Source organism: Photobacterium kagoshimensis (assembly GCF_050337045.1).
Lineage (GTDB): Bacteria > Pseudomonadota > Gammaproteobacteria > Enterobacterales > Vibrionaceae > Photobacterium > Photobacterium kagoshimensis.
In genome coordinates, this window is the sequence record NZ_JAKJSO010000009.1 from 375,411 (window position 1) to 392,213 (window position 16,803).

The 16,803-nt window shown below is 44.8% G+C and carries 11 protein-coding genes; 5 read left to right on the plus strand and 6 right to left on the minus strand.

Annotation, left to right across the window (positions count from 1 at the left end; all coding sequences use genetic code 11):
* Positions 1-61: 61 nt before the first annotated feature.
* Positions 62-1,024: a thioredoxin-disulfide reductase gene (gene trxB, locus L4C35_RS05100; protein WP_048896981.1), complete on the minus strand. Its 963-nt coding sequence runs from the start codon at positions 1,022-1,024 to the stop codon at positions 62-64.
* Between the two features lie 194 nt (positions 1,025-1,218).
* Positions 1,219-2,340: an alanine dehydrogenase gene (ald, locus tag L4C35_RS05105; RefSeq protein WP_428461848.1), complete on the minus strand. Its 1,122-nt coding sequence runs from the start codon at positions 2,338-2,340 to the stop codon at positions 1,219-1,221.
* A gap of 157 nt (positions 2,341-2,497) precedes the next feature.
* Between ald and lrp the strand changes: the two genes are divergently transcribed.
* The 5 genes from lrp (at position 2,498) to serS (ending at position 10,201) form a co-directional block, all read left to right on the plus strand.
* Positions 2,498-2,992, plus strand: coding sequence for a leucine-responsive transcriptional regulator Lrp (lrp, locus tag L4C35_RS05110; RefSeq protein WP_428461849.1), 495 nt, complete (start codon positions 2,498-2,500; stop codon positions 2,990-2,992).
* A gap of 388 nt (positions 2,993-3,380) precedes the next feature.
* The gene (locus L4C35_RS05115) at positions 3,381-6,629 is read left to right on the plus strand and encodes a DNA translocase FtsK 4TM domain-containing protein (protein ID WP_428461850.1); all 3,249 of its coding nucleotides are present in this window, start codon (positions 3,381-3,383) and stop codon (positions 6,627-6,629) included.
* A gap of 58 nt (positions 6,630-6,687) precedes the next feature.
* Positions 6,688-7,320, plus strand: a complete 633-nt coding sequence (lolA, locus tag L4C35_RS05120; RefSeq protein ID WP_428461851.1) for an outer membrane lipoprotein periplasmic chaperone LolA — start codon at positions 6,688-6,690, stop codon at positions 7,318-7,320.
* Positions 7,321-7,441: 121 nt separating this feature from the next.
* Positions 7,442-8,782: a replication-associated recombination protein A gene (locus L4C35_RS05125; protein WP_428461852.1), complete on the plus strand. Its 1,341-nt coding sequence runs from the start codon at positions 7,442-7,444 to the stop codon at positions 8,780-8,782.
* Positions 8,783-8,908: 126 nt separating this feature from the next.
* Positions 8,909-10,201, plus strand: coding sequence for a serine--tRNA ligase (serS, locus tag L4C35_RS05130; protein WP_428461853.1), 1,293 nt, complete (start codon positions 8,909-8,911; stop codon positions 10,199-10,201).
* 140 nt (positions 10,202-10,341) lie between these two features.
* Here serS and L4C35_RS05135 read toward each other — a convergent pair whose 3' ends face one another.
* The 4 genes from L4C35_RS05135 to metG form a co-directional block, all read right to left on the minus strand.
* The gene (locus L4C35_RS05135; RefSeq protein WP_428461854.1) at positions 10,342-11,511 is read right to left on the minus strand and encodes a DUF3103 family protein; all 1,170 of its coding nucleotides are present in this window, start codon (positions 11,509-11,511) and stop codon (positions 10,342-10,344) included.
* 58 nt (positions 11,512-11,569) lie between these two features.
* Positions 11,570-12,424: a hypothetical protein gene (locus L4C35_RS05140; protein ID WP_428461855.1), complete on the minus strand. Its 855-nt coding sequence runs from the start codon at positions 12,422-12,424 to the stop codon at positions 11,570-11,572.
* A 434-nt stretch (positions 12,425-12,858) separates the two neighbouring features.
* Positions 12,859-14,172 (minus strand): dicarboxylate/amino acid:cation symporter, encoded by a 1,314-nt coding sequence (locus L4C35_RS05145; protein ID WP_428461856.1) that lies wholly within the window; start codon positions 14,170-14,172, stop codon positions 12,859-12,861.
* 559 nt (positions 14,173-14,731) lie between these two features.
* Positions 14,732-16,780 carry a methionine--tRNA ligase gene (gene metG / locus L4C35_RS05150; protein ID WP_428461857.1) on the minus strand — a complete coding sequence of 683 codons (2,049 nt, stop codon included), beginning with the start codon at positions 16,778-16,780 and terminating at the stop codon, positions 14,732-14,734.
* Positions 16,781-16,803: the final 23 nt, after the last annotated feature.

Below are 16,803 nucleotides of genomic sequence, written 5' to 3' on the forward strand. Positions count from 1 at the left end.
AATTAGCAGGTACCATTAACGCAAAAAGGCTGCACAAGGCAGCCTATTTGATATTCACGTATTATTGTTGCTCTTCAAGCGCATCGAGGTAACGCTCTGCATCGAGCGCGGCCATGCAACCTGTGCCGGCGGAGGTAATCGCTTGGCGGTAGGTATGGTCCATTACATCGCCCGCGGCAAAGACACCCTCAACACTGGTTTGTGTTGCATTGCCTTGTGTACCTGATTGGACTTTGATGTAACCATTTTCCATTTCAAGTTGGCCAGCAAAAATTGCCGTATTTGGCTGGTGGCCAATAGCAATAAATGCGCCCATCACTTCGATGGTTTCGGTGGCGTCAGACTGGGTGTCTTTAATGCGAACCGCGGTTACACCCATATCATCACCTAATACTTCATCAAGTGTACGGTCAGTGTGAAGAATGATATTACCGTTCTCTACTTTATCCATTAAGCGTTTGATAAGGATTTTCTCAGAGCGGAAGGTATCACGGCGGTGAATAAGGTGTACTTCAGACGCGATGTTTGACAGGTACAGTGCTTCTTCAACTGCGGTATTACCACCACCCACAACGGCAACTTTTTGATTGCGATAGAAGAAACCATCGCAGGTCGCACAGGCAGACACACCACGGCCTTTGAAGGCTTCCTCTGACTCAAGGCCAAGGTATTTCGCAGACGCGCCTGTTGAAATGATTAAAGCATCACACGTGTATTCGCCATTATCGCCTTTTAGGCGGAAAGGACGTTGGCTAAAATCAGTTTCACTTATGTGATCAAAAATGATTTCAGTCTCAAACTTTTCAGCATGTTCTTTCATGCGATCCATTAATGCCGGGCCAGTTAGGCCTTCAGCATCACCTGGCCAGTTTTCCACTTCGGTAGTGGTGGTCAGTTGGCCGCCTTGCTGCATGCCAGTGATCATAACTGGATTAAGGTTCGCACGAGCTGCATAAACCGCTGCAGTATAGCCAGCAGGACCAGAACCAAGGATGAGCAGATTACAGTGTCTTACGTTACTCATTTCTTCTCCAGGCTGAATGAGATAATTCTTATATGGTGCTCGATTGTAGGTAAATTGTCGGTGTAAAGGAAGGACTTGGTGATAAGGAGTATCAATTCTATTAATAGATGTTGGCTATCTTGCTAGTGGAGCGTGATAAAAAGGATAAAAAAGCCTCATTTTGCTGAGGCTTATCTAGAATATTTAGTTATAAGTTAATGCATACTTATAGCAACGCTTGGGTCGGTATAGTGCAAGTTGAACGCGTCGGCGACCTCTTTACAAGTGACTTTGCCATACATCACATTCATGCCGTTAATGAATCCGTCATCTTCAAGCAGTGCTTTTTTATAACCTTTTTCTGCGAGTGTAATAACATAGGGTAGGGTGGCGTTGTTCAGGGCAAATGTCGACGTACGTGCGACCGCCCCAGGCATGTTTGCAACGCAGTAATGGACAACGCCATTGACGACAAATGTAGGGTCGGTATGGGTTGTTGGATGCGAGGTTTCAAAACATCCTCCTTGGTCAATTGCTACGTCCACTAAGGCTGACCCAGCCTTCATTTTATCTATATGCTCAGCTGATATTAGCTTGGGAGCAGCAGCGCCAGGTATCAGCACGGCACCTATAATTAAATCGGCTTCTGGCACCAAATTATCGATGGCTTCCTGGGTGGAATAAAGCACTTTTGCACGGCCTTGAAATTCACAATCTAACGCGCGAAGCGTGTCGATATTTCGGTCTAAAATGGTGACATCAGCACGCATTCCGACCGCGATTCTTGCAGCGTTGGATCCCACTACACCGCCACCTAAGATAACCACTTTTGCGGGGGAAACACCGGGAACACCACTTAATAACAATCCACGGCCACCGCTAGAATTCTCTAGTGTTTGGGCGCCTGCTTGGATGGACATTCTGCCAGCGACCTCAGACATAGGTGCTAATAGTGGTAATCTGCCGTATTTATCTGTTACTGTTTCGTAAGCGATGCAAATGGCTTTGCTGTGGATAAGTTCTTTGGTTTGAAGAAAATCAGGAGCGAGGTGGAGGTAGGTGAATAGTATCTGTCCTTCACGAAGCATAGCTCTTTCTACTGCTTGAGGCTCTTTTACTTTAATAATCATCTCTGATCTGGTAAAAACTTCTTTAGCCGTAGAAATAATGGAAGCACCTACAGCTTGGTAGTCAGCATCAATAAAGCCGATACCAATGGCTGCATTAGATTCAATAAGAACCTGGTGGCCGAGTAGTACAAGTTCACGAACACTGGCAGGGGTTAACCCCACTCGATATTCGTGATTCTTTATCTCTTTGGGTACACCAATGATCATCCTGCGCTCCTCACTATATTATAGTGTGACGTGCTATTGAGAAGGTTATAAATGCGGATCTAATGGCAGTATAGTTTGACTACTAGAGTATTTGATTCTAAATATTAGAAAGATGTAGTATATTTTTTTGCAAGGAAGTAAGAAGGTGGAATAAAAAATGGTAGATACCAAAAAGAAACCATCCAAGGAATTGGATCGCATTGACCGTAACATTCTGAACGAACTACAGAAAGATGGCCGAATTTCGAACGTTGAGCTGTCTAAGCGTGTAGGGCTTTCACCAACACCGTGTCTTGAGCGTGTACGCCGCCTAGAGCGACAAGCTTACATTAGTGGTTACACTGCACTGTTGAATCCTCAATTCCTTGACGCGTCTTTATTGGTGTTCGTTGAGATTACACTTAACCGTGGCACACCAGATGTGTTTGAAGAGTTTAATAAATCAGTGCAAGAGCTTGAGGGCATTCAAGAATGTCATCTAGTATCTGGTGATTTTGACTATCTACTTAAAACACGTGTGTCTGATATGTCTGCGTACCGTAAGTTATTGGGTGAAACCCTATTGCGCCTTCCTGGTGTGAATGACACGCGTACATACGTAGTTATGGAAGAAGTGAAGCAAACTAATCATCTTGTTATTAAAACACGCTAATCGTATTTTAATGCAATAGTTGTCGGTTTCTCTATAAATATTCAAGCGGCCTCGGTCGCTTGAATTGTTTCTACGTCTTATCAATCATCTCGCGTAATGTGATATCGCTACCGCATTACCGTATCTGTCGATCTAATTGCTTTAAAATTCACCGATTATTCGTGTGTTTTAACAATTCCATGCGTTATTCCTCGCCATAAACGATTACAATAGACTGATCAGTTATCCAGTGGTTTTTTCCTTGATGGGCAGATCTGGTATAACATCGATACAGATAATATTCGTAAAATGAATTTTGCTAAGTCAGTTTCACTTGAAGCAATAAAAATCATAAATAACCCAGAGAGTGTAACGGGAGTAGCCAGCAGCAATGACAATGGAGATTTCTTTGAGGAAGGTTAAAGGCAAGCAGTCAACGAAAATTCGCTTAAGTGGCGGCCAACGTTTACTGGAAAGCTTTCTTATAATTGCGCTCTTTGCAGCTATTTATATGATGGTTGCATTGGTAAGTTTTGATCCCGCAGACCCTTCATGGTCACAAACAGCGTGGCAAGGCCCGGTGCAGAATAAAGCGGGCGCATTTGGTGCATTTGTTGCCGATAGCCTGTTCTTCACTTTTGGTTCACTCGCATATTCACTGCCTGTTGCGGTTGTACTTGCTGCGTGGGTGTTATTCCGTCGCCGTGGTGATCGTGAGCCTATTGATTTTATGATTTACGGCACACGTTTGTTGGGGATGCTGATTCTCTTTTTAGCAAGCTGTAGTCTGGCTGATCTTAACTTCGATGATATCTGGTATTTCTCATCGGGTGGGGTGATAGGTGATGTGGTGTCTAATATGGCATTACCGCTGTTTAACCTATTAGGCACCACGCTAGTCATGATGTTTTTGTGGGCGGTAGGTTTTACCCTGTTCACTGGCATCTCATGGTTGACGATTGTTGATACGCTGGGGGAGAGCACCTTGGGTGCGATGGCTTGGCTGCTGAATAAGGTTCGCTCTGATCGTTCAGAAACATTAACCTCGTTTGCAAAAGATGAGCCTTTTGCCGTAGAACCTAGCGTTGAAGATTTACATCGCGAGGATAACCCTTTTGCAGGCCATGGTTTGCAAGATGCTACACCCGATGCCGATGATGTCTTATTGGCATCTAACAGCCGTCCAGTTATCACGCAAGTTGAAGATAACCAGCCAAGTCTTCAGCCAATAACGCAACACACTCCGACGGTTAATCCGCCACAAGATGACGACATGCCGCGTATTGTGATTAATCCGCGTCCAGCACCGGCTACAAGTACTGCGCCAGTCATGGCTGTGACCGCTACGGCGAGTACGGCGGCAGCGACGCTGTCACCAGAAACGATGGCGGCAGCTCCGTCTTCTGTTGATGTTGAAGATGCTCCTGTTACCGTTAACTCAACCATGCAAGCCAAAGGCATGACAATCGCGCAGCTAGAGCAACAGCTCGATCGTGATGAAAATTTTACGATGTATGTTGATGAGTCAGAGCCAACAGCGGTAGACATTCCTGCTCATACACAAGCGCAGCAACCGCCTCAGCCTGTACAGCAACCGATAACAGAAGCGGCGACAGAGACTGTGCTTGAACAAGCGGCTTCTTTCACCGCAGAAGAAAGTGCTGATAGCGCATCTATGTTTAACCATGAATTTGATGCCATTGAAACGGATGAACCTGCGATTGAATTAACACCCATGTCGCCAGATTCAATTACCGCATCTTCTGCTGCGTTAACCGCGCAAGCTGTGAGTGAACCTGCGTTTGTACCTGAGCCAGCCCCTGAACCAGTCGCCGTGACACCTGCAGTCCCACAACCCGTGCCGTCAGCAATCCAGACACCAGCGACGGAGCCTGCTGTTATAGAAGAGGCAAGCTACGAAGACTCGCCAGCCGCTAATATCGAAATTGGAGTGCATGATGGTTTGTCTGAATTAGAGCGTGCTCAGCAGGCAGATAGCGATGCATTAAGTGGTGAATTAGTTGATAACGCAGCAGAAGACATAAGTGATGAAGATGCGTTCCTAAAACGTATTCGAGATGCACAAAAAGAACAGGTTCATGCTGCAGGGCTTGATAATCCTTTCTTGATGAAAGCAGAAGCCGATTTGCCAGTACCGACTTCTCCAATGCCCACGATTGACTTACTTGCGCCAGCGCGCCAAAACGTTCAGCCAGCAACCGAAGAAGAGCTGATGCACACTGCGCGCTTGGTTGAATCTAAGTTGGCTGACTACAAAATTAAAGCCAAAGTGGTTGGCGTGTACCCAGGCCCTGTTATTACCCGTTATGAGCTAGACCTTGCGGCGGGTGTGAAGGTAAGCCGTATTTCAGGCTTATCAAAAGATTTAGCACGAGCCTTGTCTGCCACTGCTGTGCGTGTGGTTGAAGTGATTCCGGGTAAACCTTACATAGGCTTAGAGCTGCCAAATGTGAACCGCGAAACAGTTTATATGTCGCAAGTGGTTGATAGCGAAAAGTTCAAAGACATGAAAGGCGCACTGCCAATCGTATTAGGCTATGACATTGCGGGTGAAGCTGTGGTGGCCGATCTTTGTAAAATGCCACACTTGCTGGTGGCGGGTACCACAGGCTCTGGTAAGTCGGTCGGTGTGAACGTCATGATTGTGAGTCTGCTGTACAAATGTACGCCAGATGAGTGTCGCTTCATCATGATTGACCCGAAAATGTTGGAACTTTCTATTTATGAAGGTATCCCACACCTACTCACGGAAGTGGTTACCGACATGAAAGATGCTGGTAATGCACTGCGTTGGTGTGTGGGTGAGATGGAACGCCGCTACAAGCTGATGGCTGCTGTTGGGGTCCGTAACCTTGCAGGCTTTAATGCTAAGCTCAAAGAAGCCGCGGATGCAGGGCACCCAATTTACGACCCATTATGGCAGCCGGGTGATAGCATGGATGAGCATGCGCCGTTGCTTGAGAAAATGCCAAGCATTGTTGTTATTGTCGATGAGTTTGCCGACTTAATGATGGTTGTAGGTAAAAAAGTTGAAGAACTGATCGCGCGACTTGCTCAAAAAGCACGTGCGGCGGGTATTCACTTAGTATTAGCAACCCAGCGCCCATCGGTAGATGTGATCACGGGTTTGATTAAAGCGAATATTCCAAGTCGCATGGCGTTTACTGTATCGACTAAAACAGACTCACGTACCATTCTTGATCAGGGTGGGGCTGAATCACTTTTAGGTATGGGTGATATGTTGTACTTGCCTGCAGGCCAAAACCACCCTGTACGTGTTCACGGCGCGTTTGCGTCAGATGATGATGTACACAATGTTGTTAACGATTGGAAAGCGCGTGCGAAGCCACAGTACATTGATGGTATTCTTAATTCAGATCAGGGTTCGGAAGGTTTGCTACCCGGTGAAACACCAGTCGGTGGCGACGATGATTTAGATCAGCTATTTGATCAAGTTGCTGCTTTTGTGACTGAAACGCGCCGAGGCTCAGTATCTGGTGTACAACGTAAATTTAAAATTGGTTATAACCGAGCCGCTCGCATTGTTGAGCAGCTTGAGTCGCATGGTATTGTGAGTGCTCCTGGGCATAACGGTAACCGTGAAGTGCTTGCGCCAGCGCCGCCACCACGCGATTAATATACAGTGTCTGCATGACGATAAATCTCGTGCAGGCCTGATGAGATAAGGTTAAATAATGATTAAAAATACACTTGTGAAACGTTTATTGATTGGCCCGCTATTGATGGCGCCGTTATTGATGACAGCTGCCGCTTGGGCGACGCCTCAGCAAGAATTAAGCACTCGATTAGATAAAGTGAATGCTTTTAGTGCGTCTTTTGCTCAAAAAGTCGTGAGCCCAGAAGGTGATTTGCTGGTGGAAGGCGAAGGGGATATGGCGATTAAACGTCCTAACCTTTTTCGTTGGAATACGTTGACGCCTGATGAAAATATGCTGGTATCAGACGGTAAAACCTTATGGTATTACAGCCCGTTTATTGAGCAAGTAACCGCAATGTGGCTAAAGGATGCGACAGAGCAAACGCCATTTGTATTGCTCACGCGCAATAGTGATGCGGACTGGGCAGATTACAATGTTGCACAAACCGCTGATACCTTTACGTTAACGCCTAAAGCCGCCAATACCTCGATGGGTAAATTTGTTGTTACTGTGGCGAAATCGGGTGAAGTGCGTGGTTTCTCTGTTATCGAACAAGATGGTCAACGTAGCCAATTTACGTTCAGCCAATTTAAAAAGTCAGAACCTAAAGCGAGCATGTTTACCTTTGTGCCGCCGAAAGGCGTAGAGCTGGATGATCAACGCAACTAATCGTGTTGAATCCTTGTTCGTTACACTAAGTGTCTAGCAATCGAAATCTGCTGATGATGATTGTTCGTTAAGATTTTATAGGTGGCCTTATGGGTCACCTTTTGTTATTCAAGGGGTTACCGTGAGCAATTTGAGGCTAGATTTCTCTTCTGATTTTCGCCCTTTAGCGGCGCGAATGCGTCCACGGACGGTTCAAGAATACATTGGCCAGCGTCATATTCTGGGGGAAGGTAAGCCACTACGCCGTGCGTTAGAAGCGGGCCACCTTCATTCCATGATCCTTTGGGGCCCACCCGGCACAGGTAAAACCACCTTGGCTGAAGTGGCTGCAAATTATGCGCAAGCTGAAGTGGAGCGTGTGTCTGCGGTGACCTCTGGCGTAAAAGACATTCGTGCCGCGATTGATAAAGCGCGTGAAAATAAAATGGCAGGCCGTCGTACTATTTTGTTTGTGGATGAGGTGCATCGCTTTAATAAAAGCCAGCAAGATGCGTTTTTACCGCATATTGAAGACGGTACTGTTACCTTTATTGGTGCGACAACGGAAAACCCTTCCTTTGAGTTGAATAACGCTTTGCTCTCTCGTGCTCGCGTTTACAAGCTGAAATCGTTAGAAAACGACGACATTTTAGAAGTGATTGAGCAAGCCCTGTCAGACAGTGAACGCGGTATTACCGATGATAACCTTGCGTTTATTGACGATGTAAAAGCGCGCTTAGCAGAGCTTGTATGTGGTGATGCACGGATGTCTTTGAACTATCTTGAACAGCTTATTGATATGGCAGAAGAAGATAGCAAAGGGATTAAGCAAATCACCTTGGCTTTATTAGCCGAAGTCGCAGGTGAAAAAGTTGCACGCTTTGATAACAAAGGTGACCTTTGGTACGACATGATATCTGCTGTGCATAAGTCTATTCGAGGCTCAAGCCCAGACGGTGCACTTTATTGGTTTGCCAGAATGCTGCAAGCAGGGTGCGATCCGCTTTATATTGCACGTCGTTTATTGGCTATCGCATCTGAAGATGTGGGCAATGCCGACCCGCGCGCCATGCAAGTGGCGGTATCAGCATGGGATTGTTATACCCGTGTAGGTGCTTACGAAGGTGAACGTGCGATTGCTCAAGCTATCGTTTATTTGGCCTGTGCACCAAAGAGTAATGCTGTTTATACCGCGTTTAGTCAAGCGAAGCAGCTAGCCAGTAATCACCCTGATTACGAAGTGCCTCCGCATTTACGTAATGCACCAACCAAATTAATGAAAGATTTGGGCTATGGCGCTGAATATCGTTACGCGCACGATGAACCAGGCGCGTATGCTGCTGGCGAGAGCTATTTCCCACCAGAATTAAAAGATACTCGCTTCTATGTGCCAACAAACCGTGGCTTGGAAACGAAAATTAGCGAAAAGTTGGATTATCTTGCTGCATTAGATGCAAAAAGCACACTAAAGCGCTACCAATAATAGGGCTTTTTGGGTATCGTTTAATGACAGTTACCAGTTGCACTGGTTACCGACCAAAATAAAGGTATTTAGGCGATATTTGCCTAAATAACACGCACTTCAGAATATACAGAGCATAGGATTAGCATGCTAGATTCTAAATTACTTCGAACTGAGCTGGATGAAACAGCTGCAAAACTCGCACGTCGTGGCTTCACGCTAGACGTAGAAAAATTACGCGATCTTGAAGAAAAACGTAAATCCCTTCAAGTGAAAACGGAAGAGCTACAAGCTCAGCGTAACTCGCGATCGAAGTCGATTGGTCAAGCTAAAGCTAAAGGCGATCATGAAGAAGCTGAAAAGATTCTAGCAGACGTTGCTAACCTTGGCAGTGAACTGGATGATGCAAAAAAAGCGCTAGCTGAACTGCAAAACGAACTTCAAGATGTCACGCTTTCTGTACCTAACCTGCCGGACGACGCTGTACCTGCTGGTAAAGATGAAAATGAAAACGTTGAAGTTTCACGCTGGGGTCAACCTAAAGCGTACGACTTTGAAGTTAAAGATCACGTTGATCTAGGTGAAATGGCTGATGGCCTTGATTTCGCTAGCGCAGTGAAAATTTCGGGCTCACGTTTTATCGTGATGAAGGGCCAATTCGCACGTCTACACCGCGCAATTGCACAGTTCATGCTTGATCTTCACACTGATGAGCACGGTTACACAGAAATGTACGTACCGTACCTAGTGAACAAAGATAGCCTATTCGGTACAGGTCAACTGCCTAAGTTCGGCGAAGACCTATTCCACACCCAACCTGCGACGGAAGAAGGCGTAGGCATGTCACTGATCCCAACTGCGGAAGTACCAGTGACAAACATGGTGCGCGATACCATCACTGATGAAGCTGATCTACCACTGAAGATGACAGCGCATACACCTTGTTTCCGTTCAGAAGCGGGTTCTTACGGTCGTGACACGCGTGGTCTTATCCGTATGCACCAATTCGACAAAGTTGAATTAGTACAAATTACTAAACCAGAAGATTCAATGAATGCACTGGAAGAGCTAACAGGTCACGCTGAGAAAGTTCTACAACTGCTAGAGCTACCTTACCGTAAAGTGATTCTTTGTACTGGCGACATGGGCTTTGGTGCATGTAAAACTTACGACTTAGAAGTATGGGTTCCAGCACAAGAGACTTACCGTGAAATTTCTTCATGTTCAAACATGTGGGACTTCCAAGCTCGTCGTATGCAAGCGCGTTTCCGTCGTAAAGGCGAGAAGAAACCAGAGCTTGTTCACACACTAAACGGTTCAGGTCTTGCTGTTGGTCGTACTATGGTTGCTATTCTTGAAAATAACCAAGAAGCAGATGGCCGTATTATGATCCCAGAAGTACTACGTAAGTACATGAACGGTGCAACACACCTAGGCTAAGACTTGGTGTTGTTAGCTTCTTAATAAAAACCCAGCGACTAAGCTGGGTTTTTTTATGCCTGCGATACAAAGCTCTCGCGGTGTTGCTAATCAGAATAAGTCGCTGAACACTGAGTTATCCTGATTGCTACTTAAGAGTATTACTGTGTTAACGGAATTTCACGAGGTTCAAGCGTGATTGTGGCATTGTTGCTTGCACCAGGCTGATCGATGAGCGCATCGGTTTGCAGGATGGTGTAGTAGAAGTCCACCATATCGTCATTGTTGGTAAAGGTCTCATCAGGGATCGCTTTTAAGATCGCATCCACTAACTTATTTACGATAGGTAAGCTTGCTGCACCACCATCAATTTGGCTTGCAATCACCGTTGCCGCAGTCTTAATGATAACTTGCGCTAATTCACGGTAGTTAGTGTTAGTGTCATGCTCCATAAGGATGATGTTGGCAGCTCCCCAGCGGTAACGTGCCCAATAGACCATGATTTGGTTCGGGTAGTACACTTGGTCTTGGTAATCCAAGTAAGGCATTTCCACGACATCAAGGGTTGGTTCATCACGGCTTGGGTTTACACCACTGACTAGGGCGTAAATTTCTGCTTTACCTGAGATCCAAGGTTCTTGATCATCTTTAACACTGACTTTTTTCAAAACTGTGGTTGATAAGAACTCTTCACCCGCCTTAGGTGCGCTGGCTAACTTAGGTAAGTTATCTCGCATTATTGTGTCATTGGCGTCGAATACTGATTGCATGGTTGCAAGCCCAGCACGCATCGCTTTTTGTTCATCCACACCTACGATAAACACAGGTTGTTCCGGCATCACATCAGCTGAGCCTATAACAAGGTCACCATGGCTATCGAACATATCGATACTGTCGCCAGCTTTTACGTTGTCTTGCTGGTAAGTAAATAGAGGCTGTTGACCCGCTTCAACACCTGGCAACATGCTAGGATTAGCCAGCGATACCGTCAGCAGGTCTTCAGGATGTTGATCTAAACCGCGCTTCGCGAATACCATTTTTTCAGTGTTGGCAGCTTGAGTTGTTAGTGAAGGTAGATTAATTGTTTTCACTAAGCTTTCTAATGATACTCCACTGTTTTCAACATTAATGTGTTGTTTAAGTTGAGCTGCAATTTGCGTATAGTTTTTCGCCAATTGTTGCGCAATTTCGCGCTTGTTTTGCGCTTCAATATTGGGTGCTGTTTGTTCAGCTGCGTTACTGGTTTTTTCGGTTGTGTTTTGTTGTTCTTGGCAACCTGATAGGACTAGGGTTAAGGCAATGCATGCTGCACCGATCGGTATGTATCTCATAGGTATTCCTTATAAGAATGAGGTGTACCTATTATAAGCGACTAAGTGCACTCATTACTTAACTGGTTAGACCTTGTGATGTCTCATTTTTAGCATTTTTTTGCTTTCGTCTGGGCAGGTTAACAGCAACATCATCCGCAATGTCGCTAAGGACTAGATCGAACAGTAAATATAACGCATCAGAGAGTTTGAGTGAATGTCGATATAGGCGTAGTTTTGCTTGGGGATCAGGGAGTTCTGCAAGTTGAATGTCTTGAAATTTCTGACGTAAACTCTCAATAAATAATGGGGGAACTGGCTGTTTAATCTGCATGCTAATTTGCTCTAATCGACAATGGAAAATATCGACATGTACTTGGAGTTCTCGTGCTGTGGCTGGCATACCGATTTGATATTTTTCGATGGCATATCGATAGCGACTTAGGTTATCAATTGCATTTAATACGATAGGCCAAATAGTTTGGTAATGCTGAAACTGTGCGGCTTTGTCTGTATTCAGCAGGCTTTGAGTGATTGTATCGTCAATAAGGTACAGGACGTGACGGATCATTTTTCCATGTACTGCTTGATTACGCTGAAGGTTATACTGAGGCCACTCGTTGAGCATGTTTGACACTCGTTGTTGTAAAACGCGATACATCGGCCTATGCGCATGCTCCGCTTGTGATAACAGTGTTGTCGTCAGCTTTTGTACCGCCAATGATTCGGAAAGCATAGGGTGAGTAATTGAGGTACCTTGCATAACGAGTAGTTGGTGCGTTTGGCGACGGTGAAAACGTAGCAAATCAATGAGTTGTCGTAAGCCTATTACCTGATCAAAGCGCTGCTGTAAAAATTGTTGGTTCTCTTTATTTCGGTAGATAAAATAGGCGATTGCTATACAAAGTAACACGCTAAAAGTGACCCCAATCATATTAGCTTCTCCTCTTATCCCTATATTTCACGCCATCACTCGATGACATTAATAGGCAAATTGTATTGTCATAAATACCTAGATAAATTCGATATTGTGATTTGTTTTCACTTCAAAAGTATTTAGAGCAATAACTACACCAACAAGATGCTAGTGATTAATCGGTAATATAATTATTAATACTACCAAGGCAAGGGTTGGTTAAATGTCATTTAAAAACAGTTATTTACTAATTTTGCCGGTAGGGGTTATGCTTTGTGGTGACAAGATATGGAGCGAGGTAATATTGAACGTTCAAACGAATTAAAAGGAGAGATGCACTATTCGTAGCCATGGAAGCACCATCATGGTGCGTTAATGTGAGGGCTCAAAAAAAAGAAGATCCCGAAAGATCTTCTTTTTTAATTATGTGCGGCCATTTCAGGCGTTAAGAGCTAGCTCTGTTGGGTGTTTGGGTGAAAGTGAACTTCTTCATCTTTTGCGCCAGCGACTGGATCATTAAAGCGTTCAATGTCCATTTCGTTTTCAGTTTTCGCAACAATACATGTCACCACGCTATCACCTGTGATATTTACCGCAGTACGGATCATATCCAGTAGGCGGTCAACACCCATGATAAGTGCAATACCTTCAACAGGTAGGCCGACTTGGTTAAGTACCATTGCTAGCATGATCAAGCCCACACCTGGTACACCTGCAGTACCTACAGAGGCTAATGTTGCTGTCATAATTACAGCAAGGTAATCACTCATGGTGAGGTCGATATTAAATGCCTGCGCAATGAATACCGTCGCCACACCTTGCATGATGGCCGTACCATCCATATTGATGGTTGCGCCTAGCGGCACGGTAAACGAGGCAATCTTATTGTTTACACCTAAACGTTTAGTCGCCGTTTCCATGGTGACAGGAATAGTGGCATTGGAAGAGGCGGTAGAGAATGCAAACATGATGGCATCTTCCATTTTCTTCAAGAACACTTTAGGGCTAAGGCCCGTAAAGGTTTTCAGCATGATGCTGTAAGTCACTAGACCATGAATCAATAGGGTCGCAGTCAATACCATGAAGTATTCAAACAAGTTGAAAATGGCATCCAGTCCTAAGCCTGTGAACAATTTCGCCATTAGGAAGAATACACCATAAGGTGCTACGTTCATTAGTAGGGCTACTAGCTTCATGATGACTTCATTTAAGTCAGAGAAGACTGAAGCTAAACGCTCACCAGCTTTACCTGCTGCACTGATAGCCACACCGAATAGAATCGCGAAGACGATAATTTGTAGTGTATTACCTTGTGCCATTGAGCTAATTGGGTTAGTTGGGAACATGCCAACAATCACATCACCCAGTGATGGTGCTTCTTTGGAAGCAAATGTAGTTGCTGCTGTTAGATCGGCACCTGCACCCGGTTGGAAAATATTACCCATAGTAAGGGCTAGGGTGATCGCAATAGCCGTGGTCATTAGGTAGAAGGCAACGGTTTTACCGCCAAGGCGTCCTAATGTACTGATGTCTTTTAATGAGCTAGTACCACATACCAGTGATACGAAAACAAGCGGTACAACAAGCATCTTCAAGCTTGCAATGAAAATCTTACCACCCACGTCGAACAGTCCATTTACTAGGTATTCATGGACAAAAGATGTGTCTGCAAAAAGTGTGCGAATGATAAAACCAGTCATTATGCCCAATAACATGCCGAGAATAACGCGGCCTGTCAGAGATAACTTCTTCTTGTTTGTATTCATTATTGGAATACTCCTTATAATTATTCACTAGAAAAATCGTTTTTCTAAGTGCGAAGGAGGTTATCAGTAGTTTGGGTGTTAAAGCGAAGTAAAATTCTAACTGGAGTTCAAAGTTCTGTTTGTGATCACGTTTTTTTGGTCGGTACGCTATACCAAAAACAGATAATTTAACCTGGATTTAACTGATTTTTAGATTTAAAATAACGATTGCTGTTAATTTGACCGTTAACGGTAGGCTATTATACAAATGAATAGGGAATTAGGTATGGTTGTAGATATCGCTGTAACAAGTGCTTTGGCTGATATAAAAGTCTGTCAGAGATTGAACGGTCAATTATGTGTGAACTATAGGTGTGCTGTTGAATGAATGTTACAGTGGGATGGCGGTGATAGTCGCGAATAGCCAGCGTAAACTAAGTTGAATAATTGCCCATAGTTATGCTTGTAACTGTATGTTTCTAAGTGATGCTTTCTGTTGCTTTTTTTGTTTAGCTTTCACCATTAACTTACAGACAATAAAAAAGGAGCCGAAGCTCCTTTTAATATAATGGGGTGATGATTACATCACACGCATACCAGGCTGTGCACCTTCGTGTGGTTCAAGGATCCAAAGATCTTTACCACCAGGGCCTGCCGCTAGGATCATGCCTTCAGACATGCCAAACTTCATCTTACGAGGCTTAAGGTTAGCGACCATGACAGTGTGCTTACCAACAAGTTCTTCTGGTGTGTACGCAGATTTGATACCAGAGAATACCTGACGCATTTCACCACCGATATCCAATTGGAATTTCAGCAGCTTGTTTGCTTTTGGTACTTCTTCACAAGATACGATCTTAGCGATACGCATATCAACTTTAGCGAAGTCATCAAACTCGATTTCAGCTTCAATTGGCTCATCATCTAGTGGGCTTTTTGCTGCGGCTTCAGCTTGCGCTTTTGCTGCTTGCTCTGCGGCTGCATCTTCTTTTGATGCGTCAACCATAGCTTCAACGTGTTTAGGGTCAATACGGTTGAACAGCGCTTTAAACTTGGTCACTTCGTGATCCGTTAGCGGTTGTGCAACACCTTCCCACGTTAGGGTTTCATTTAGGAAACCTTCAGTACGTTCAGCTAGCTTAGGCATCACTGGTTTTAGGTACGTCATTAACACGCGGAACAAGTTGATACCTACAGAACAGATTTCTTGTAGTTCTTGGTCTTTACCTTCTTGTTTTGCTACAACCCACGGTGCTTTTTCATCAACGTATTGGTTAGCTTTATCCGCTAGCGCTGTGATTTCACGGATAGCACGGCTAAACTCACGCGTTTCGTATAGCTCTGCAATGCGATCAGCGGCAGCAGCGAATTCTGCGTATAGCTCAGGCTCTGCGAAGTTAGCAGAAAGCTTGCCTTCAAAGCGTTTAGCGATGAAGCCAGCGTTACGTGATGCTAGGTTAACAATCTTGTTCACCACATCGCTGTTAACACGTTGTGTGAAGTCTTCAAGGTTAAGATCTAGGTCATCAATACGGCTGTTTAGTTTTGCAGCGTAGTAGTAACGTAGGCATTCTGGGTCTAGGTGCTGTAGGTAAGTTCCAGCTTTAATGAAGGTACCTTTAGACTTAGACATTTTCGCGCCGTTTACTGTTACGTAACCGTGTACGAATACATTGTTTGGTTTACGTAGATCTGCACCGTCTAGCATTGCAGGCCAGAATAGGCTGTGGAAGTAAACAATGTCTTTACCAATGAAGTGGTAAAGCTCTGTGGTGCTGTCTTTTTTCCAGAACTCGTCAAAGTCTAGATCATCACGTTTGTCACATAGGTTTTTGAAAGAACCCATGTAACCAATTGGTGCGTCTAGCCAAACGTAGAAGAATTTGCCTGTTTCACCAGGGATTTCGAAGCCGAAGTAAGGCGCATCGCGTGAGATATCCCACTGTTGTAGGCCAGACTCAAACCACTCTTGCATCTTGTTAGACGTTTCGTCTTGAAGTGCGCCTGATTTGGTCCACGCTTTTAGCATGTCTTCAAATTGTGGTAGGTCGAAGAAGAAGTGCTCAGAATCCTTCATGATAGGCGTTGCACCAGAAACCGCTGATTTAGGGTTAATCAGATCTGTCGGGCTGTATGTTTCGCCACAGTTATCACAGTTATCACCGTATTGGTCTTCTGCTTTACACTTAGGGCATGAACCTTTTACGAAACGGTCTGGTAGGAACATTTCTTTTTCAGGGTCAAACAGCTGAGAGATAGTACGGCTAGTAATAAAGCCTTTTTCTTTCAGTTGTGTGTAAACAAATGAAGCTAGCTCACGGTTTTCATCTGAGTGTGTGCTGTGATAGTTACTGAAGTCAATATCGAAGCCAGCAAAGTCCGCTTGGTGTTCTTTGCTCACTTCCGCAATCATTTGCTCTGGCTCAACACCCATCTGCTGAGCCTTAAGCATGATTGGTGTACCGTGTGCATCATCTGCACAGATAAAATGAACTTCGTTGCCGCGAAGGCGTTGATAGCGCACCCAAATATCCGCTTGCACATGCTCAAGCATGTGGCCTAAGTGGATAGAACCGTTAGCGTACGGCAGGGCGCAGGTCACCAGAATTTTTCTCGGATTTGCAGCCATAATTACTTATTTCGCTCGTGATG

What these genes read in the sequence shown, in the direction of transcription:
- trxB (WP_048896981.1), bottom strand. Translation starts at nt 1,024, where the DNA reads ATGAGTAACGTAAGACACTGTAATCTGCTCATCCTTGGTTCTGGTCCT.
- ald (WP_428461848.1), bottom strand. Translation starts at nt 2,340, where the DNA reads ATGATCATTGGTGTACCCAAAGAGATAAAGAATCACGAATATCGAGTG.
- lrp (WP_428461849.1), top strand. Translation starts at nt 2,498, where the DNA reads ATGGTAGATACCAAAAAGAAACCATCCAAGGAATTGGATCGCATTGAC.
- lolA (WP_428461851.1), top strand. Translation starts at nt 6,688, where the DNA reads ATGATTAAAAATACACTTGTGAAACGTTTATTGATTGGCCCGCTATTG.
- serS (WP_428461853.1), top strand. Translation starts at nt 8,909, where the DNA reads ATGCTAGATTCTAAATTACTTCGAACTGAGCTGGATGAAACAGCTGCA.
- L4C35_RS05135 (WP_428461854.1), bottom strand. Translation starts at nt 11,511, where the DNA reads ATGAGATACATACCGATCGGTGCAGCATGCATTGCCTTAACCCTAGTC.
- L4C35_RS05140 (WP_428461855.1), bottom strand. Translation starts at nt 12,424, where the DNA reads ATGATTGGGGTCACTTTTAGCGTGTTACTTTGTATAGCAATCGCCTAT.
- L4C35_RS05145 (WP_428461856.1), bottom strand. Translation starts at nt 14,172, where the DNA reads ATGAATACAAACAAGAAGAAGTTATCTCTGACAGGCCGCGTTATTCTC.
- metG (WP_428461857.1), bottom strand. Translation starts at nt 16,780, where the DNA reads ATGGCTGCAAATCCGAGAAAAATTCTGGTGACCTGCGCCCTGCCGTAC.